Annotated in this window: 15 protein-coding genes; 9 read left to right on the top strand and 6 right to left on the bottom strand. The window is 72.4% G+C overall.

Annotation, left to right across the window (positions count from 1 at the left end):
* The first annotated feature begins 81 nt into the window (after nt 1-81).
* Complete coding sequence (locus tag ACF1AK_RS16115) at nt 82-1,752, top strand: alpha/beta hydrolase (protein ID WP_391499376.1); 1,671 nt, start codon at nt 82-84, stop codon at nt 1,750-1,752.
* A gap of 320 nt (nt 1,753-2,072) precedes the next feature.
* Nucleotides 2,073-2,558: a 2-oxo-4-hydroxy-4-carboxy-5-ureidoimidazoline decarboxylase gene (locus ACF1AK_RS16110; protein WP_391499375.1), complete on the top strand. Its 486-nt coding sequence runs from the start codon at nt 2,073-2,075 to the stop codon at nt 2,556-2,558.
* An 11-nt stretch (nt 2,559-2,569) separates the two neighbouring features.
* Here the strand turns inward: ACF1AK_RS16110 and ACF1AK_RS16105 are convergent, their stop codons facing one another.
* A complete protein-coding gene (locus ACF1AK_RS16105) occupies nt 2,570-3,355 on the bottom strand; it encodes a hypothetical protein (RefSeq protein ID WP_391499374.1) in 786 nt (261 codons plus the stop codon).
* Nucleotides 3,356-3,621: 266 nt separating this feature from the next.
* Between ACF1AK_RS16105 and sdhC the strand changes: the two genes are divergently transcribed.
* Genes sdhC through ACF1AK_RS16085 form a run of 4 tightly spaced genes read left to right on the top strand, consistent with a single transcriptional unit; the run spans nt 3,622 to nt 7,057 of the window.
* Nucleotides 3,622-4,002, top strand: a complete 381-nt coding sequence (gene sdhC / locus ACF1AK_RS16100) for a succinate dehydrogenase, cytochrome b556 subunit (RefSeq protein WP_093861779.1) — start codon at nt 3,622-3,624, stop codon at nt 4,000-4,002.
* Nucleotides 4,003-4,010: 8 nt separating this feature from the next.
* On the top strand, nt 4,011-4,502 hold the full coding sequence (locus ACF1AK_RS16095) for a succinate dehydrogenase hydrophobic membrane anchor subunit (protein WP_391499373.1): 492 nt from the start codon (nt 4,011-4,013) through the stop codon (nt 4,500-4,502).
* A gap of 39 nt (nt 4,503-4,541) precedes the next feature.
* Nucleotides 4,542-6,284: a succinate dehydrogenase flavoprotein subunit gene (sdhA, locus tag ACF1AK_RS16090; RefSeq protein ID WP_391499372.1), complete on the top strand. Its 1,743-nt coding sequence runs from the start codon at nt 4,542-4,544 to the stop codon at nt 6,282-6,284.
* The gene (locus ACF1AK_RS16085; RefSeq protein WP_391499371.1) at nt 6,284-7,057 is read left to right on the top strand and encodes a succinate dehydrogenase iron-sulfur subunit; all 774 of its coding nucleotides are present in this window, start codon (nt 6,284-6,286) and stop codon (nt 7,055-7,057) included. The genes sdhA and ACF1AK_RS16085 overlap by 1 nt, the downstream gene beginning before the upstream one ends.
* 89 nt (nt 7,058-7,146) lie before the next feature.
* Here the strand turns inward: ACF1AK_RS16085 and ACF1AK_RS16080 are convergent, their stop codons facing one another.
* A complete protein-coding gene (locus tag ACF1AK_RS16080; protein ID WP_391499370.1) occupies nt 7,147-7,404 on the bottom strand; it encodes an SCO4848 family membrane protein in 258 nt (85 codons plus the stop codon).
* A gap of 147 nt (nt 7,405-7,551) precedes the next feature.
* Between ACF1AK_RS16080 and ACF1AK_RS16075 the strand changes: the two genes are divergently transcribed.
* On the top strand, nt 7,552-8,790 hold the full coding sequence (locus ACF1AK_RS16075) for a D-alanyl-D-alanine carboxypeptidase family protein (RefSeq protein ID WP_391499369.1): 1,239 nt from the start codon (nt 7,552-7,554) through the stop codon (nt 8,788-8,790).
* A gap of 24 nt (nt 8,791-8,814) precedes the next feature.
* On the opposite strand, the gene ACF1AK_RS16070 is transcribed toward ACF1AK_RS16075, so the two are convergent.
* Entirely contained in the window at nt 8,815-9,783 is a 969-nt protein-coding gene (locus ACF1AK_RS16070; RefSeq protein WP_391499368.1) for a YihY/virulence factor BrkB family protein, read from the bottom strand.
* 113 nt (nt 9,784-9,896) lie between these two features.
* Entirely contained in the window at nt 9,897-10,898 is a 1,002-nt protein-coding gene (locus ACF1AK_RS16065; protein WP_391499367.1) for a glycosyltransferase family 2 protein, read from the bottom strand.
* A gap of 150 nt (nt 10,899-11,048) precedes the next feature.
* Here ACF1AK_RS16065 and ACF1AK_RS16060 point away from each other — a divergent pair, with 150 nt between their 5' ends.
* Together ACF1AK_RS16060 and ACF1AK_RS16055 are read left to right on the top strand one after the other, a co-directional pair.
* On the top strand, nt 11,049-14,624 hold the full coding sequence (locus tag ACF1AK_RS16060) for a CDP-glycerol glycerophosphotransferase family protein (RefSeq protein WP_391499366.1): 3,576 nt from the start codon (nt 11,049-11,051) through the stop codon (nt 14,622-14,624).
* Between the two features lie 207 nt (nt 14,625-14,831).
* Nucleotides 14,832-17,372: a CDP-glycerol glycerophosphotransferase family protein gene (locus ACF1AK_RS16055; protein WP_391499365.1), complete on the top strand. Its 2,541-nt coding sequence runs from the start codon at nt 14,832-14,834 to the stop codon at nt 17,370-17,372.
* Here the strand turns inward: ACF1AK_RS16055 and ACF1AK_RS16050 are convergent.
* Complete coding sequence (locus tag ACF1AK_RS16050; RefSeq protein WP_391499364.1) at nt 17,357-17,851, bottom strand: 2'-5' RNA ligase family protein; 495 nt, start codon at nt 17,849-17,851, stop codon at nt 17,357-17,359. The genes ACF1AK_RS16055 and ACF1AK_RS16050 overlap by 16 nt on opposite strands.
* A 56-nt stretch (nt 17,852-17,907) precedes the next feature.
* Nucleotides 17,908-18,948 carry a tryptophan--tRNA ligase gene (trpS, locus tag ACF1AK_RS16045; RefSeq protein WP_391499363.1) on the bottom strand — a complete coding sequence of 347 codons (1,041 nt, stop codon included), beginning with the start codon at nt 18,946-18,948 and terminating at the stop codon, nt 17,908-17,910.
* Nucleotides 18,949-18,961 lie beyond the last annotated feature (13 nt).

The raw sequence follows: 18,961 nt of genomic DNA, 5'->3' as shown, positions 1-18,961 counted from the left end.
GGCGGCCCGGGAGGGTGCGGGCGGTGGGGCGACAGGGGGGTCAGCATCCGAACTGTCACCCATGAGTGGTACATACGTGCGATGAACATTCACCGGGCCACCCGCCCGCGCCTTCTGCTGGCCGCCTTCGCGGCCGGCAGCCTGCTCCTCGCGACCGCCTGCGGAGGAGACAAGAAGCCGGCCCAGGAGCAGGCCGCCCCCGCACCGTCGAGCGCCGCCGCCGAGACCGCCGCCGCGACCCCGGCCGCGACGCCCACGCCCACCCCGACGGTGAAGCCCACCGGCGCCGACGACCCGGCGCTCAAGCCGTTCTACGGCCAGCAGATCGCCTGGGCCGCCTGCCCGCCGGACGCCAAGGCCGCCGAGCAGAAGATCGACCTCTCCCTGATGAAGTGCGGCAAGCTGCACGTCCCGCTCGACTACGCCAACCCGGCGGGCGAGGCGATCGATCTCGCGCTGATCAAGAACCCGGCCGCCAAGCAGGACCAGAAGCTCGGCTCGCTGGTCATCAACCCCGGCGGCCCCGGCGCCTCCGGCGTGGAGACCGTCAAGTACGGCGAGACGCAGTTCGAGGGCACCCTGCACAACCGCTTCGACGTGATCGGCTTCGACCCGCGCGGCACCGGCGAGAGCTCCCCGGTCACCTGCCTGGACGACAAGCAGCGCGACGCGCTCAACGCCGAGGACGGCCCGCTCGACCCGGCCGCGGCCAAGGCCCGGTCGGAGAAGCACGCCGCCGACTTCATCGCCGCCTGCCAGGCGAAGTCCGGCAAGCTGCTGCCCTTCGTCGGCACCCGCAGCACCGCCCGCGACCTGGACGTGCTGCGTGCCGCCGTCGGCGACCAGAAGCTCAACTACCTCGGCATCTCCTACGGCACCTACCTCGGCGCGCTCTACGCCGAGGAGTTCCCGAAGAACGTCGGGCGGCTGATCCTCGACGGCGCCGTCGACCCCGCCGAGCAGGGGCTGGACAAGAGCGTCAACCAGATCATCGGCTTCGAGAAGTCCTTCGAGCGCTTCGCCGTGGACTGCGTCGAGAACCACGCCGACGAGTGCCCGCTCGGCAAGAGCAAGGACAAGGCCGCCAAGAAGGCCGCCGACTTCCTCGACGGGCTGCGCGACAAGCCCCTGCCCACCAAGGACGGCCGCAAGGTCGGCAGCGGCATGGGCTGGACCGGCGTCACCGCCCTGCTCTACGGCGACGAGAAGACCATGTGGCAGTACCTGCGGATGTCGCTGGCGCTGGCGATGAAGGCCGGCCAGGGCGACGGCCTGCTCGGCTTCGCCGACATGTACAACGGCCGGGACGAGAAGGGCCACTACTCCCCCGAGTCGGAGGCCCTGGTGGCGATCCGCTGCGCCGACGGCGCCTCCCCCGCCCCGTCCGCCGAGGCGGCGCAGCAGGCGGTGCAGAAGCTCCAGCAGGAGGCGCCGCTGCTCGCCAAGGACGTCACCGTCGAGGACTTCAGCGAGGGCTCCTGCGTCAACTGGCCGTTCAAGACCCCCGAGAAGCCGCACACCGTCCGGGCCGAGGGCGCCGCCCCGATCCTGGTGGTCGGCACCACCGGCGATCCGGCCACCCCGTACGCCGCCGCCGAGTCGCTGGCCAAGGGCTTCGCCAGCGCCACCCTGCTCACCCGGGTGGGCGAGGGCCACGGCGCCTTCGGCTCCGGCAACGGCTGCATCGACGCCGCGTACGCCGCGTACCTCACCGAGGGCACGCTGCCGGCCGCCGGGACCACCTGCAAGTGACGCGTCGCGCGCCGTAGCCGGTGAGGACGGGGAGGGCGCTGACACCGGGGTGTCAACGTCACAACTTGATAGCTCGTTCGGATGAAATCCGCGCGCGCCCTCCCCAACTGATGAGCGCTCAACTACCTTTGAGCCACAGCCGGACGGGCGTTGGATGCCGTTCCGCAGCCTCGTACTTCACCGGGCTTCACCGTCGCGTCATCCATCACTCCCACCGCCCCCCTTCACCGGCACCTTCCCGCCCTCACGAGGAGGACCCGCTGGCCAGCGACATCCCGTCACCGAGGCTCGATCCCCGGGACGAGCCGACCCTCCTCGGGTTGCACCGGTTCAACGAGGCCGACGCCGGAGCCGCGGAGGAGGCCCTCCTGGCCTGCTGCGGCAGCCACCGCTGGGCCCTGCGGCTCACCGCGCACCGGCCCTACCCCGACATAGAGTCCCTGCTCGCCGCCGCCAGCGAGGCCTCGTACGACCTGCGTCCGGCCGACCTGGCCGAGGCGCTGGCGGACGAGAGCTGGATGCCGCAGCCGCTCCTCGGCATGCGCGCACCCGGCAGCCAGGCGGCGCACACCGCGTTGCGGGCGGCGCACGCCGCGTACGAGGCCCGGTACGGCCACGTCTTCGTGGTCTGCCTGGAGGGCATCGACCCCGAGGAGATGCTCGACGCCGTCCTCGGTTCGATCCGCACCCGTCTCGCCAACGATCCCGACGAGGAGCGCCTGGTCGCCGCCGACGAGCTGCGCCGGATCGCCCTCACCCGCCTGGAGCACCTGGTCGCCACCCATGCGCGGGCCGCGGCCCGCTGAACCGGGGGCGCTCAGCCCAGCTGGGCCGCACGCAGCTTGGCCACCTGCCGCCGGACGACCCGCTCGTCCGGCGCAGGGGCCGGCTCGGCGCCGACGCCCACCGTGCTGAACACCACCAGGGCCGGGCCGACCCTCGCCAGGACGGCGCGCTGCGCGAGCACCACCGAGCCCGATTCATTCGTCAGGGTGAAACCCGTCGCCGCATCGGCTCCCTCGGGCGTGGGCGTGTCGTTGCGGCTCAGCCGGTGCGTGGTGCGGGTCACGCCCCGGCCCTTCTCCGCCGGGGGCGGCGGGGCCGTCGAGAGGAACTCCGCGCACGGGCCGAAGAGGCTCTCCAGCTCCTCCTGCAGCCGGGCCGCGCGGTCGCCCCGGTAGCCGAGCAGCCCGCCGTAGAGGCTGCCCGCCGGGTCGGCGGCCAGCGCCACGCTCAGGTCGGTCTCCGCGTAGGGCACCGCCGGCACCGGCGCGGCGGAGGCCGACGCGCCCGCCCGGCCGGCGGCCGCCGGGGCCACCGCGTCCAGCAGCGGCTGGCAGGCCGGCTTGTCGGCGGCCTCCCGGCCGCCGTCCGGGCCGGTCTCGCCCCGACCGGGGGTGATCACCGTCACGGTGAAGCCCGCTCCGAGCTCGGCGTCGGTCACCGCGGCGGCCCGCAGCTCGGCGGCGGAGAGTTCGCGGGGCGCGGCGGCGGGGGACGCCCGGTCGGCCGAACCGCCGACGGGGGCGGCGCAGCCGGCGGCGAGGAGCAGGGCGGCGGACAGCAGCAGGGGGCGGGGCGGGCGCGGAGCGGGATGCGGCACGGGGGCCTCGGCGGGGGTGTCGGCGCGGACGGGGGCCGCCCACCGTAGCGCGACTTTCCGACACCGATCGGTCACTCCCTGTCGCAAATCGCACGGCGGTTCCCGGTCAGCTAGGCCAGAAGTGCCTGTTTGATCACACCTCGGGCCCCCGGAGGCGGTTCCCGACAGCGCGTCGATAGGATGCTCGCGGCCGGTGGACCGTACCCGGCCGGGCTGACCGACACCGAAGCCGGCCGAGCCCCCAATCGCTTCCGGAGGGTTTTTCCGTGCCGGCTGGAACGCTGTACCGCGGCCGGGAAGGCATGTGGAGCTGGGTGGCTCATCGAGTCACCGGCGTCCTCATCTTCTTCTTCCTGTTCGCCCATGTCCTGGACACCGCCCTGGTGCGGGTGTCTCCCGAGGCGTACGACACCGTCATCCAGACGTACAAGACGCCGCTCGTGAACCTGATGGAGTACGGCCTGGTGGCCGCCATCCTGTTCCACGCCCTCAACGGCCTGCGTGTCGTCGCCGTCGACTTCTGGTCGAAGGGTCCGAAGTACCAGAAGCAGATGCTCTGGTCCGTGGTCGGAGTCTGGGTCGTCCTCATGGCCGGCGCCTTCTACCCGATCCTGCAGCACACGCTGACCTCCTGGTTCGGGAAGTGATCTGAGACATGTCCACGGAAATCTCCGACGCTGTGGCGGTCCCCTCCGCGCAGGCGCACACCGGCAAGGGCCTCGGCACCGGCAACCCGGCCGACGCCTTCGTGATCGAGCCGGCCCGCCAGCGGACCAAGAAGACCCCGCGCCGCACCCGCACCAACTTCGAGATGCTGGCCTGGCTCTTCATGCGCCTGTCCGGCATCGTCCTGGTGGTGCTGATCCTCGGCCACCTGCTGATCATGCTGGTGCTCGACGGCGGCGTCTCGAAGATCGGCTTCGCCTTCGTGGCCGGCCGCTGGGCCTCGCCGTTCTGGCAGGTCTGGGACCTCACCATGCTCTGGCTGGCCATGCTGCACGGCGCCAACGGTATGCGCCAGGTCATCAACGACTACGCCGAGAAGGACTCCACCCGGCTCTGGCTGAAGGGCCTCATGGGTACCGCCACGGTCTTCACCGTGCTGCTCGGAACCCTGGTGATCTTCACCTTCGACCCGAACATCTAATCGGACATCGACAGAGGCCAGAGGCGAGTTAGAACCCCCATGCAGATTCACCAGTACGACACCGTCATCGTCGGCGCCGGCGGCGCCGGCATGCGCGCCGCCATCGAGTCGACGCAGCGCAGCCGCACCGCCGTCCTGACCAAGCTCTACCCCACCCGGTCCCACACCGGCGCGGCCCAGGGCGGCATGTGCGCCGCCCTCGCCAACGTCGAGGAGGACAACTGGGAGTGGCACACCTTCGACACGGTCAAGGGTGGTGACTACCTGGTCGACCAGGACGCCGCCGAGATCATGTGCAAGGAGGCCATCGACGCCGTCCTCGACCTGGAGAAGATGGGCCTGCCCTTCTCCCGCACCGAGCAGGGCCGGATCGACCAGCGCCGCTTCGGCGGCCACTCCCGCAACCACGGCGAGGCCCCGGTCCGCCGTTCCTGCTACGCGGCCGACCGCACCGGCCACATGATCCTGCAGACGCTGTTCCAGAACTGCGTCAAGCACGGCGTCGAGTTCTTCAACGAGTTCTACGTCCTCGACCTGCTCATCAACGAGGGCCGCACGGCCGGCGTCGTCGCCTACGAGCTGGCCACCGGCGAGATCCACGTCTTCCAGGCCAAGGCCGTCGTGTTCGCCTCCGGCGGCACCGGCAAGATGTTCAAGGTCTCCTCGAACGCCCACACCCTCACCGGTGACGGCCAGGCGGTGGCCTACCGCCGCGGCCTGCCGCTGGAGGACATGGAGTTCTTCCAGTTCCACCCGACGGGCATCTGGCGGATGGGCATCCTGCTCACCGAGGGCGCCCGCGGCGAGGGCGGCATCCTGCGCAACAAGGACGGCGAGCGCTTCATGGAGCGCTACGCCCCCGTCATGAAGGACCTCGCGTCCCGTGACGTCTGTTCCCGCGCGATCTACACCGAGATCCGCGAGGGCCGCGGCTGCGGTCCGGACGGCGACCACGTCTACCTGGACCTCACCCACCTGCCGCCGGAGCAGCTGGACGCCAAGCTCCCGGACATCACCGAGTTCGCCCGCACCTACCTCGGCATCGAGCCCTACACGGACCCGATCCCGATCCAGCCCACCGCGCACTACGCCATGGGCGGCATCCCGACCAACGTCGAGGGTGAGGTGCTGCGCAACAACACCGAGGTCGTCCCGGGCCTGTACGCGGCCGGCGAGGTCGCCTGCGTGTCCGTGCACGGCGCCAACCGCCTGGGCACCAACTCGCTGCTGGACATCAACGTGTTCGGCCGCCGCGCCGGCATCGCCGCCGCCGAGTTCGCCGAGGCGAACGAGTTCGTGCCGCTGCCGGAGAACCCCGAGCAGCTGGTCCAGAACATGGTCGACGGCCTGCGCGAGGCCACCGGCACCGAGTCCGTGGCGCAGATCCGCAAGGAGCTGCAGGAGACCATGGACACCAACGCGATGGTGTACCGCACCGGCGCCACCCTGAAGCAGGCCGTCGAGGACGTCGCCGCGCTGAAGGAGCGCTACAAGAACGTCTCCATCCAGGACAAGGGCTTCCGGTACAACACGGACCTGCTGGAGGCCATCGAGCTGGGCAACCTGCTCGACCTGGCCGAGGTCCTGGCGGTCTCCGCGCTCGCCCGCGAGGAGTCGCGCGGCGGTCACTACCGCGAGGACTTCCCGACCCGTGACGACGTGAAGTTCATGCAGCACACCATGGCGTACCAGGAGGTCGCCGAGGACGGCAGCACCTCCATCCGCCTTGACTACAAGCCGGTCGTGCAGACCCGCTACCAGCCGATGGAGCGTAAGTACTGATGAGCACTCCGACCGTGGAGAAGCACTCGGCCGCTCTGGACGCGGTCGAGGCCGGTGGCGTCAAGCTGATCACCGTCACCTTCCGGATCCGCCGGTTCAACCCGGAGGAGCACCCGGAGCCGGTGTGGGTCGACTACCAGCTGGAGATGGACCCGAAGGAGCGCGTCCTGGACGCGCTCAACACGATCAAGTGGGAGCAGGACGGCACCCTCACCTACCGCCGTTCCTGCGCCCACGGCATCTGCGGCTCCGACGCGATGCGGATCAACGGCCGCAACCGGCTGGCGTGCAAGACCCTGATCAAGGACGTCAACCCGGAGAAGCCGATCACGATCGAGGCCATCAAGGGCCTGACGGTCCTCAAGGACCTGGTCGTGGACATGGACCCGTTCTTCCAGGCGTACAAGGACGTCATGCCGTTCCTCATCACCAAGGGGAACGACCCGACCCGCGAGCGCCTGCAGTCCGCCGAGGACCGCGAGCGGTTCGACGACACCACCAAGTGCATCCTGTGCGCCGCGTGCACGTCGTCCTGCCCGGTGTTCTGGAACGACGGCCAGTACTTCGGCCCGGCCGCGATCGTCAACGCCCACCGCTTCATCTTCGACTCGCGCGACGAGGGTGCGGAGCAGCGTCTGGAGATCCTGAACGACCGTGAGGGCGTCTGGCGCTGCCGGACCACCTTCAACTGCTCGGAGGCCTGCCCGCGCGGCATCGAGGTCACCAAGGCGATCCAGGAAGTGAAGCGGGCCCTGGTGACCCGCCGCTTCTGATCCCGGAGCAGCCCCGCACGACGAAGGCCCCCGTCCGCCGTGGACGGGGGCCTTCGGGCTGCCCGGCGCGGGCCGCCGGGGCGGGCGCGTCAGCCGGCGGCGGTCTCCCGCCGGGCGGCGCGCAGGCCGCGGACGCCGATGCCGCCGATCGCGAGGCCGAGGACGAAGGAGGTCACGGCGAGCAGGAGGTGGACCCAGAAGAAGGCGGTCGGCTGGGAGTGGTCCCCGTCGGTGAAGGCCTGGCCGCCGGAGTCCTTCCAGAGGTTCTTGACGAAGGTGGTCCAGATGATCATGGACCAGACGCCGAAGGCGGTCAGGAACCAGGAGGTGCGGCGGCTGAGCTTCATGGGGGGGTCCTCGGTGCGGCGGGGAGGTGAAGACGGTGTGCCCTCCCAGTATGCGGGGCGTCCGTTCGGCGTACGGCGGGGCCCTCCTTGCGGTCCGGCCGGGCAACCGGGCGGACGGCGGGGGCCCGGACTGGGTACCGTCTGCTGGTGCCCACTCGCTCGAAGCTCGCACGTCTGCTCGCCGCGCCCGTCGCGGCCCTCCCCCTCCTGATCGCCGCCCCGGCGGCCGTCGCGGCCCCGTTCGAGCCGCCGCCCCCGCCCGCCGTGATCGGCGGGGAGCGGCTGGGACTGCCCGGGGTCCAGGTGAACCCGCTGGCGGGCGCCCCGGCGCTGCCGGGCGACCTCACCGGGCAGTCCTGGATCGTGGCCGACGCGGCCTCGGGAGAGGTCCTGGCGGCCAGCAATCCGCACCTGCGGCTCGCCCCGGCGTCCACCCTGAAGATCCTCTTCGCGGACACCGTGCTGCCCAAGTTCGACCGCAACACCGTGCACCGGGTGGCGCCCGAGGAGATCCAGGGGATCGGCGCGGGCAGCAGCCTGGTCGGCATCAAGGAGGACCTCGACTACAAGGTCGAGGACCTCTGGCGCGGGGTCTTCCTGAGTTCGGGGAACGACGCGGTGCACGTCCTCGCCCACATGAACGGCGGCGTGCAGCAGACCGTCACCGAGATGCAGGCGCGGGCCGAGGCGCTCCAGGCCCGGGACACCAGGGTGGTCTCGCCGGACGGCTACGACTCGGACGGCCAGGTCTCCTCGGCGTACGACCTCACGCTGTTCGCCCGGGCCGGGCTGCGCAACCCGGACTTCCGGGCGTACTGCGCGACCCGCGACGCGCTGTTCCCCGGCGCGGTGGACAAGAACACCGGGCAGCGCGGCAGCTTCGGGATCGCCAACACCGACCGCCTGCTCGGCAAGTACCCCGGCCTGATCGGCGTGAAGAACGGTTTCACCACCAACGCCGGCTCCACCTTCGTCGGCGCCGCCGAACGCGGCGGGCGCACCCTGCTGGTGACGGTCATGCACCCGTCCAGCTACCAGAAGGTGTACGACGAGACGGCCGCGCTGCTGGACTGGGGGTTCGCGGCGGCCGGCAAGGTCACCCCGGTCGGGAAGCTGGTCGAGGAGGGCGAGAGCGTCACCTCGGCGCCGACCGGCCAGGCCGGCGGCACGGCCGGGGCGCCCGCCCCGCCGCCGCACCCCACGGCCACGGCCACGGCCACGGCCACGGCCACGGCCACCGCCGACGCCGGCCCGGCCACCACCGACGCCGCGGACGGGGACGACGGCGGGCCCGGGCCGGCCGGCTGGGTCGCCGTCGGGCTGGCCCTGGCGGCGGGCGGCGCGGGCGCCCTGCTGCTGCTCGGCCGCCGGCGCGCCGCCCGGTGATCCGGGGCGCGACCGGGCCCGGTCTCAGTCCTCCTGGGGCCGGGCCCGCGTCGTGCCGCCGGCCCGGGGCGCGCCGTCCGCCTCGCCGGCCTCCCGGTCGGCGGCCTCGACCATGGCCCGGGCGCGCTCCCTGGCCCGCTCCCGGACGGCCTCCGGGTCCGCGGTGGCCGTCCAGGCCACGCAGAACATCAGCAGCCGGCAGACGAAGTTGATCCAGAGCAGCAGCGCCACCGGCACGCCGAAGGCGCCGTAGAGGCTCCGCCCGGCGACCGAGCCGAGGTACGAGGAGAGCAGGATCTTCAGCAGCTCGAAGCCGACCGCGCCGATCAGCGCCGCCTCCAGGACGTCCCGCCGGTGCTGGTGGCCGATCCGCGGGAACGGCGCCAGCAGGTAGGCGAAGAGCAGCATGTCCGAGGCCACCGCGATCAGCAGGCCGGCCGCGCTGAGCAGGTGGCCGGCGGAGCCCAGGCCCGCCCAGTCGGCGATCCGGCCCGCCAGTGTGGTCCCGGCCGCCGAGGCGCCGAGCGAGACCAGCGAGACCGCGCCCAGGCCGCCGAGCACCACGAAGTCCCAGGCCTTGCGCAGCAGCGGGTTGCCCTCCTCGTCGGGCAGCTGCCACAGGTCCCGGATCGAGGTCCGCATGGTGTCCACCCAGCCGAGCCCGGACAGCACCAGCAGCACCCCGCTGACCAGGCCGACCGTGCCCGCGTTGGCCACCAGCGAGGGCAGGTTCAGGGCGTCCGAGATGCCGGGCAGCTGGTCGGAGATGCGGTGCTGGATGTCCTCGACCCGGCTGTCGCTGAGGGTCGCGACGGCGATCGCCAGCGCGACCGTCAGCAGCGGGAAGAGCGCGAGGAAGCCGAAGAAGGTGACCGCGCCGGCCAGCCGGTTGCCGCGCAGCGCGGTGAAGTGCTCGTAGGCGCGGTACGGGCGGCTGCGCAGCACCCGCGCGACGAGCGGGCCGATCACCGGAAGACGGGTCAGGAAGTCCACCGTCCGGTTATACCCGCGTATCCCCCGAACAGCCGTCAGGCTCGGCCGGGGCCGGCGGCCCCTCAGGGGCGGCGGACCCTCAGGGCCGGCGGCCCCTCAGGGGCGGCGGCCCCTCAGGGGCGGCGGACCAGCCGCCGGGCCCGGGCCAGCGCCCGGACCGCCTGGTAGGCGGTGTACCGGCCGTGGCCGAGCAGTTCGGTGCGCAGCCCCGCCACCCCGCCGGACGGCCGGTAGCCGGACGGCCGCAGCCGGGCGCAGTGCTCGGCGGCACGGCGGAAGAACTCCCGGCGGTCGCCGGGCGGGACCCGGCCCGGCCGGGAGACCACGGTGTTGAGGTGGTGCAGCATCCGGCCGTAGACCACCGGGCGCCAGCGCTCCAGGTCGGGGCGGCCGTCCAGGAACGCGAAGACCAGGTCGTACTGGCCGAAGACGTCGAAGTGCTTGCGGCTCGCGGTGGCCAGGATGTTGCCGCCCTCCTGGCGCTGGCGGTAGTGGACGCCGACCCGGTCGAGCAGGGTGATGCTCCGGGCGGCGAGCAGCGCCGGGTACGTCCAGGGGGTGTCCTCGTAGTAGCCGGCCGGGAAGGTGAGGCCCTGGGCGGTGACGAAGTCGCGGCGGTAGGCCTTGTTCCAGACCACCTGGAGCAGTTCGAGCAGATCGGGGCGGTCGGCGAGGCCGAAGACGTCCCGGGAGGGGGCGCCGAAGACCTTCGCGGAGGCGGCCCGCACGATCCGGCCGTCGGCGTAGGTGCGGGCGTAGTCGTAGACCAGGACGTCCGGGTCGCCGCCGGCCGCGAGCCGGTCGTCCACCGCCGCGAGCAGACCGGGTGTCAGGGTGTCGTCGCTGTCCAGGAAGAGCACGTAGTCGCCGGTGGCGGCCTCCAGGCCGGCGTTGCGGGCCCGGCCGAGGCCGACGTTCTCCTCCAGGTGCAGCACCCGCACCCGGGCGTCACGGGCGGCGGCCTCGTCGAGCAGGGCGCCGCAGCCGTCCGGGGAGCGGTCGTCCACCGCGATCAGCTCGAAGTCCGGGCCGTCCTGGCCGAGCACCGAGGCGAGGCACTCGGGGAGGTACTCCTCGACGCCGTATACCGGGACGATCACACTGAAGCGGGGCATGGGCCCCAGGGTAGTGGGGAGGGACGACCGGGGGCCCCGGGGGTCCGCGGGCCGGACGGTAGGATCGACGGGCACGTACGCACCGATCAAAGTGCGGTCAGACCCCGAACGGGCTGCCACGCTCCTTCCCGAGAAAGGCCTGCGTAGCCGATGGCTCCCCGCCTCTCCATCGTCGTCCCGATCTACAACGTCGAGCGCTACCTCGTGGAGTGCCTCGACTCGATCGCCGCCCAGACGTTCACGGACTTCGAGTGCGTCATGGTCGACGACGGTTCGAAGGACAACAGCGCCGCACTCGCCGAGGCGTACGCCGCCAAGGACTCCCGCTTCCGGCTGGTGCGCCAGGTCAACAAGGGCCTCGGCGCGGCCCGCAACACCGGCATCCGGCACATCGACCCGGACGCCGAGTTCCTCTGCTTCGTCGACAGCGACGACTCGATGCCGCCCAGCGCGTACGAGCTGATGATCAACACGCTGGACGAGACCGGCTCGGACTTCGCGACCGGCAACGTGCTGCGGTTCCGCGCGATCGGCTACTACCAGTCCGGCGGCCACAGCCGTCCGTTCGCCAAGACCGTGCTCAAGACGCACATCACCGAGATCCCGTCGCTGGTCACCGACCGCACGGCGTGGAACAAGGTGTACCGCCGCTCGTTCTTCGACGCGGCCGGCATCCTCTACCCCGAGGGCATCCTGTACGAGGACGCCCCGGTCAGCGTGCCGCACCACTACCTCGCCAAGAGCGTGGACGTGCTCTCCGAGCCGATCTACCACTGGCGCGAGCGCGAGGTCGGCGAGATGTCGATCACCCAGATGCGCACCAACCCCAAGGGCCTGATCGACCGCGTCACCTCGGTCGAGCTGGTCCGCGGCTGGCTGAAGAAGCAGACCGAGCCGCGCTTCGCGGAGTACCTGAAGTCCTACGACGAGAACACCCTCGTCGAAGAGATCCCGATGTTCTTCTGGTCCGTCGTCGACGGCGACAAGGAGTACCGGGACGCCTACATCCGCTGCGTCAGCCGGCTGCTGCGCGCGATCGGCCCGGAGCAGGTCAAGAAGCTGCGCGCGCCGCTGCGCCTGAAGTACCACCTGACCCTGCAGGGCCGGATCGACGAGTTCGTCGAGCAGATCAAGTACGAGGGCGAGAGCAACGGCGGCGTCGTCGCCAAGGGCCTGCTGCGCCCGTACGCCGACTACCCGTTCCTGCGCGGCGGCCGCAAGAGCGTGCCGCCGGGCCTGCTCAGCCTGCGCAACTCCACCGTCATCCGCAGCCGGCTCTACGAGTCGCGCTGGGAGGGCGGCCGGCTGCGGCTGACCGGCCACGCGTACCCGGAGCAGCTGGGCGCGGCCAACAAGCACGACATGGTCCGCACGCTGGTGCTGCGCGAGGCCAAGGGCCGCCGGGTCATCGCGGTGCCGATGAAGACCCAGTACAGCCCCGAGGCCACCGCCACCAACCACCACGACCTCTACAACTGCGACTGGGCCGGCTTCACCGTCGCCGTCGACCCGGAGAAGCTCAAGCACCGCGGCCAGTGGAAGGACGGCAACTGGCGCGTCCTGGTCGCCGGCGCCGGCAAGGGCGGCGTCTACAAGGGCCGGATCTGGGCCGGCTGGGCGGACACCGCGCTCTACCTGCCCTCGCACTGGGTCGAGCCGGACGTGCGGATCGTGCCGTTCGTCCGCGACGGCAGCGTCTACCTGCGGGTGGAGAACGTGCGGGTCCGGGTGACCGGGCTCACCGCGCAGGACGGCACCGTCGAGGTGGCCGGCGCGGCCCGCTCCGGCGTCCGGCTGGCCGGCGCCAAGCTGCGGCTCACCCATGTGGAGTCCGAGCGCGAGCTGTTCTTCCCGGTGTCCGCGGACGCCCCGGTCGGCAGCCTGCAGCAGTTCCGCGTCTCCTTCCCGGTCGCCGAGCTGACCGAGGTCCGCGAGGGCTGGGCCGAGCTGGACCCGATCGCCGAGGAGCGCGCCCGCGACCGCTGGGACACCACCCTGGTGCTGGCCGACGGCACCACCACCTCGCTCGCCTGGGACGACCGCAACGCCCCGGAGCAGCTCAACCTGGTGCTCAACGCGGACGCCGCGCCCGAGCAGCGGCGCGCCCTGTACACCAAGCCCTCCCCGGGCGGCTACCTGCAGTTCCTGGACCAGCTGCTGCAGCCGATCGTGCACGAGGTCACCGCGCGCGGCGCGGACGGCTTCCTGCTCAGCGGCACCTTCCCGCTGCCCGGCACCCACCTCTGGGAGCTGGTGGTCCGCCACCACTGGGGCGAGGAGCAGCACGTCTACCCGGTGGAGATCTCCGACGGCCGGTTCCGCACCGCGCTGCCCGCCGTGCCGACCGCGTCCTTCGCGGGCAACGTGCCGCTGGCCCAGGGCGGCTGGAACATCTCCTTCCGCCCGGTCGGCGCCACCTTCCACCCGGACATGGCCTCCTACGCGCTGATCTCGCCGACGTGCTGGAACGCGCTGCCGCTGGAGGTGGAGGCCCGCGGCAAGCGGATCGTGCTGGAGCGCCGCCACCACGACGGCCTGCAGCTGGAGGCGGAGAACATACTGCTTCCGGAGGAGCGCAGCGGCTGGCGCCAGCGCCAGCTGCGGACGGTCGACTACCCGGCCGCCCGCCGGCTGCCGCTGCGCGACACCGTGCTCTACAACGTCGCGCTCGGCGGTCTCTACGCGGACTCGCCGCGGGCGATCCACGAGGAGCTGGTGCGCCGCGGCCTGCCGCTGGAGCACCTGTGGGGCACCGACGACCTCCAGGCGGACCTGCCGCAGTCGGCGGGCGCCGTCCGGCTCTGGAGCCCGGAGTGGTTCGAGGCGCTGGCCACCGCGAAGTACGTCGTCACCAGCGCGCACCTGCCGGACTTCTTCGTCCGCCGGCCCGGCCAGATCGTCCTGCAGACCTGGCACGGCTCGCCGCTGAAGCAGGTCGGCCACGACTTCGAGAAGGTCTGGTTCACCGACGCGCACTACCTGAAGGGCCTCGCCAAGGAGGTTCCGAACTGGAGCATCCTGCTGGCCGGCAGCACCTGGGCGGCCCCGGTGCTGCGCCGGGCCTTCGACTTCAAGGGCGAGATCCTGGAGAGCGGCCTGCCGCGCAACGACCTGTTCTTCTCCGCCGACAAGGAGAAGACCGCGGAGCGGGTGCGCGAGCGGCTCGGCCTGCCCGAGGGCAAGAAGGTCGTGCTGTACGCGCCGACCTGGCGCGAGGACCGGCGCCGCCACTACGGCGGCTACCAGCTGAACCTCCAGCTGGACCTGGAGGCGGCGCGGGCCGCGCTCGCCGACGACCAGGTGCTGCTGGTCCGCCGGCACGCCAACGTCCGCGAGCAGATCGCCGAGGCCGGCAACGGCTACGTCTGGGACGTCAGCAGCTACCCGGACATGGCCGAGCTGCTGCTGGTCGCCGACGTCCTGGTGACCGACTACGCGGCGTCGACCTTCGACTTCGCCGCGACCGGCAAGCCGATGCTGTTCTTCACCTACGACCTGGCGCACTACCGCGACAACCTGCGCGGCTTCTCGCTGGACTTCGAGGCGGAGGCGCCCGGCCCGCTGCTGGCCACCTCCGAGGAGCTGGTCACGGCGCTCGGCCAGGTGGACCGGATCACCTCCGAGTACGCCGGGAAGTACGCGGCGTTCCGCGCGAAGTACTGCGACCTGGACGACGGCCACGCCGCCGCCCGGGCCGTGGACGCGATGCTGAGCCGCGAGGCCTGACCGGCCCCGCCGGCACCGGAGGCGCCCGACGCGAACACCGCGCCGGGCGCCTCCGGCGTTTTCCGGACCGGCCTCGCACGATATTCCGGAATTTCGAACTCGCGTTTCCCGGAGGAACTTTTCAGCTAATTACAACGCCATTCCCAAATTGACCTCGGATGCTTTTCCGGGTGAGATGGAAATTCTCGCCGAGAAAGGTTCGTGGAAATGGCTGTCCTCACCCGCTTCGTCCTCCCGCACGCCGCGCCGCGCTTCGGCGACGCCCGCTTCGGCGCCCCGCTGCCGAGCGAGGAGGAGAACGCCTCCCTCGGGCTGCTGCGCGCCCGCTGGAGCGGCCGCGGCCTCGAACTCACCGGCTTCGCCCGCCCCGACGACCGGCCCACCGCCCACCCCGGCTCCGCCTGGACCTGGCTCACCCTGCGCCGCCACCACCAGGACGAGCCCGTCCACGTCCCCACCCGGCCCCGCCGCTTCCCCGAGATCACCGACGACAGCGCCCAGCCCGAGCACAACCACGACTGGGCCGGCTTCACCGCCCTGGTCGAACCCCGCCGGCTGCGCGGCGCCGACGGCTGGCTGCTCGGCGACTGGAGCGTGGAGGCCACCCTGTTCACCCTCGGCCGCCCCACCCGGCTGCGCCGCCAGTACGGCGGCCTCGCCCCCTACTGGTGCGGCTCCGGCGAGTACCCGCCCGCGCGCTGGGTGGACCACGACGTCCGCCTCCAGCCGCACTTCGCCGACGGCCGGCTCGTCCTGCGGCTCGAACGCCCCGCCGTCCGCCTCGACGGGGCCGAGCCCGGCCCCGACGGGATCGGCCTGCACCTCACCACCGCCGACCCCGGCCAGGCCCGCACCGTGCTGCGGCTGCGCCACCGCGAGAGCGCCACCGTCCTCACCGAGCCCGCCCACCGCACCGGACGGACCGTCACCGTGCGCCTGCCGTACGCGCTGTTCACCGCGGAGGGCCGCGGCACCGGCGAGCTGGAGCACTGGGACGCCGACCTGGTCGACCCCGACGGCGCGGTCGAGCAGCTCGTCCTGGACGAGCGCGGCGGTCCGATCGCCGGTCAGCACCCGCTGCCCGGCGCCGAGGACCGGGTGCTGCACCTCAAGCACCTCGCCGACGGCCGGCTCCAGCTGTGCGTGCGGCCCGCCGCCGGCTGGGTCGAGCGGCTCGCCGCCCGGCCCGGCGGCTTCGAACTCTCCGGCCACTGCCCCGCCCCCGGCCCGCTGGAACTCGTGCTGCGGCACAGCGGCAGCGGCACCGAGGTCCGCCACCCGGTCGAGCTCGGCCCCGACGCGCGGTTCACGGTCCGGCTGCCGGTCACCCGCACCGGCTCCGACGGCACCGCGCTGCCGCTGCGCAAGGGCCTGTGGGAGGCCGCCCTGCACCCGGTCGGCGGAACCGGCCCGGCCCGGCCGCTGACCGCCGCGCCCGCCGTCCTGGCCGCGCTGCCCGCCGCCACCCAGGCCGGCGGCAAGCGGATCGTGCTGGAGCGCCGCTGGCACGACACCCTGCTGCTGGACTCCACGCCCGTCCTCAGCGCCACCGAGCGCAGCGCCTGGACGCAGGCCCGCCAGCGCACCGCCGGCTACCCCGCCGCCCGCCGCGAGCCGCTGCGCGAGGCCGTGCTGTACGACGTGTTCGGCGGCCGCGGCTACGCCGACTCACCGCGCGCCGTGCACGCCGAACTCGCCCGCCGCGGCACGCCGTTGGAGCACCTGTGGGTGGTCGACGACGCCCAGGCCGAGCTGCCGCCCGGGGTCCGCGCGGTCCGGGTCTGGAGCCCCGAGTGGTACCGGGCGCTGGCCACCAGCCGCTACCTCGTCGGCAACACCCACTTCCCGGACTTCCTGCGGCGCCGCCCCGGCCAGGTCGTCGTCCAGACCTGGCACGGCGCCCTGCTCAAGCGGATCGCCCACGACGTCGAGAACACCTGGCTCGCCGACCACGGCTACCTCGCCGCCCTCGACCGGGAGACCCCGCACTGGAGCCTGCTGCTCTCCCCCAGCCCCTTCGCCACCCCGATCCTGCGCCGGGCCTTCCGCTACCGCGGCGAGATCCTGGAGTCCGGCTACCCGCGCAACGACGCGCTGGCCCGCCCCGACCGGCGGCGGGCGGCCGCCGTCCGCGAGCGGCTCGGCATCCCCGAGGGCCGCCGGGTGGTGCTCTACGCGCCGACCTGGCGGGAGGACCGGCCGCGCCCGGACGGCGACGGCTTCCGGCTCGACCTGCGGCTGGACCTCGACCGGGCCCGGCAGGCGCTCGGCGACGACCACGTCCTGCTGCTGCGCCCGCACGCGCACGTCCGCGAGCCGCTGACCGGCACCGGGGACGGCTTCGCGGTGGACTGCGCCGACTACCCGGACGTGCAGGAGCTGCTGCTGATCGCCGACGTGCTGGTGACCGACTACTCGTCGATCCTCTTCGACTTCGCCATCACCGGCCGCCCGGTGCTGTTCTTCACCTACGACCTGGCGCACTACCGGGACACCCTGCGGGGCTTCGCCTTCGACTTCGAGGCGCAGGCCCCCGGCCCGCTGCTGGAGGACTCGGCCGCGCTGGTCGCGGCGCTGCGCGCACTCGCCGACACCGGGGGCGCCGTGCCCGCCGGGTACGCCGAGCGCTACCGGCGCTTCCAGGAGGTGCACTGCGCGCTGGACGACGGCGGCGCCGCCCGCCGGGTGGTCGACCGGATGCTGGAGCTCGGCGGTCCCGCCGGGCGCGCGGGTCAGCCGAAGCCGTAGACCCGCCAGGGGCGCCAGACCTCGTCGGCGTCGAACCGGGACAGCCCGAAGCCGGGCACCGTGAAGGCCGCGTGGAAGGACCGGGCCTGTTCGAGGGCCTGGTCCAGCACGTCGTCCGTGAGACCGTGCGCCACCGTCACGTGCGGGTGGTACGGGAAGGCCAGCTCCCGGGCCAGCGGGCCGGAGCGGATGTCCGCCTCCAGCAGCCGGCACTCCTGCTCGCCCTCCTCGACCCGGACGAACACCACGGGGGAGACCGGGCGGAAGCTGCCGCTGCCGCGCAGCACCATCCGGAACGGCCGGTGCGCGGCGGCCACCGCCGCCAGGTGCTCCTCGATCTTCGGCAGCGCCTCGGCGGGCACGTCGGTGGGCGGCAGCAGCGTGACGTGCGTGGGTATCGACCGGGCCAGCGGATCGCCGTGCCCGGCCCGCGCGTCCTGGATCGCGGTGCCGTACGGATCCGGGACGCTGACGGACACGCCGATGGTGAGGGTCTCCGGGAGACCCTCACCACCGGGCAGGCGCGTCAGCGGAGTCACCGCTTGGCGGCCGGGAGGAAGCCGATCCGGTCGTACACCTGGGCCAGCGTCTCGGACGCCACCGCGCGGGCCTTCTCGGCGCCCAGCGCGAGGACGCGGTCCAGCTCGGCCGGGTCGTCCAGGAAGGCCCGGGTGCGCTCCTGGAACGGCGTCACCCACTCGGTGAACAGGTCGGCCAGTTCGGTCTTCAGGGCCCCGTACATCTTGCCCTCGAAGTGCGCCACCAGCTGCTCGATCGACTGCCCGCTGAGGGCGGAGTGGATCCGCAGCAGGTTGGAGACGCCGGCCTTCTCCTGCTCGTCGTAGGAGACCACGGTGCCGGTGTCGGTGACGGCGCTGCGGAACTTCTTGGCGCTGGCCTTCGGCTCGTCGAGCAGGCTCACCAGGCCCTTGGTGGAGGACGCCGACTTGCTCATCTTGATCGCCGGGTCCTGGAGGTCCTGGATCTTGGCCGTCTCCTTGAGGATGTACGGCTTCGGGACCGTGAAGGTCGGGCTGTAGCGGGTGTTGAAGCGCTCCGCGAGGTCGCGGGTGAGCTCCACGTGCTGGCGCTGGTCCTCGCCCACCGGGACGGCGTCCGCCTGGTACAGCAGGATGTCGGCCACCTGGAGGATCGGGTAGGTGAACAGGCCCACCGAGGTCCCGGCGGCGCCCTGCTTGGCCGACTTGTCCTTGAACTGGGTCATCCGGGAGGCCTCGCCGAAGCCGGTGAGGCAGTTCATCACCCAGCCCAGCTGCGCGTGCTCGGGCACGTGCGACTGGACGAACAGGGTGCAGTGCTCCGGCTCCAGGCCCGCGCCGAGCAGCTGGGCGGCGGAGACCCGGGTGTTCTGGCGCAGCGTCGCCGGATCCTGCTCGATCGTGATCGCGTGCAGGTCGACGACCATGTAGAAGGCGTCGTTCTCCTTCTGCAGGTCGACCCACTGGCGCACCGCGCCCAGGTAGTTGCCGAGGTGGAACGAGCCGGAGGTGGGCTGGATGCCGGAGAGCACCCGGGGACGGTCCTTGACCGGACCAGTGACCGCTGCGTTGACCATGCGGGCCATTGTT

It is taken from the genome of Kitasatospora sp. NPDC015120, from assembly GCF_043080305.1.
In the GTDB taxonomy this organism is placed as follows: domain Bacteria; phylum Actinomycetota; class Actinomycetes; order Streptomycetales; family Streptomycetaceae; genus Kitasatospora.
Note: the sequence above shows the minus strand (reverse complement) of the source record. Positions and strands in the feature narration are given on the sequence as shown.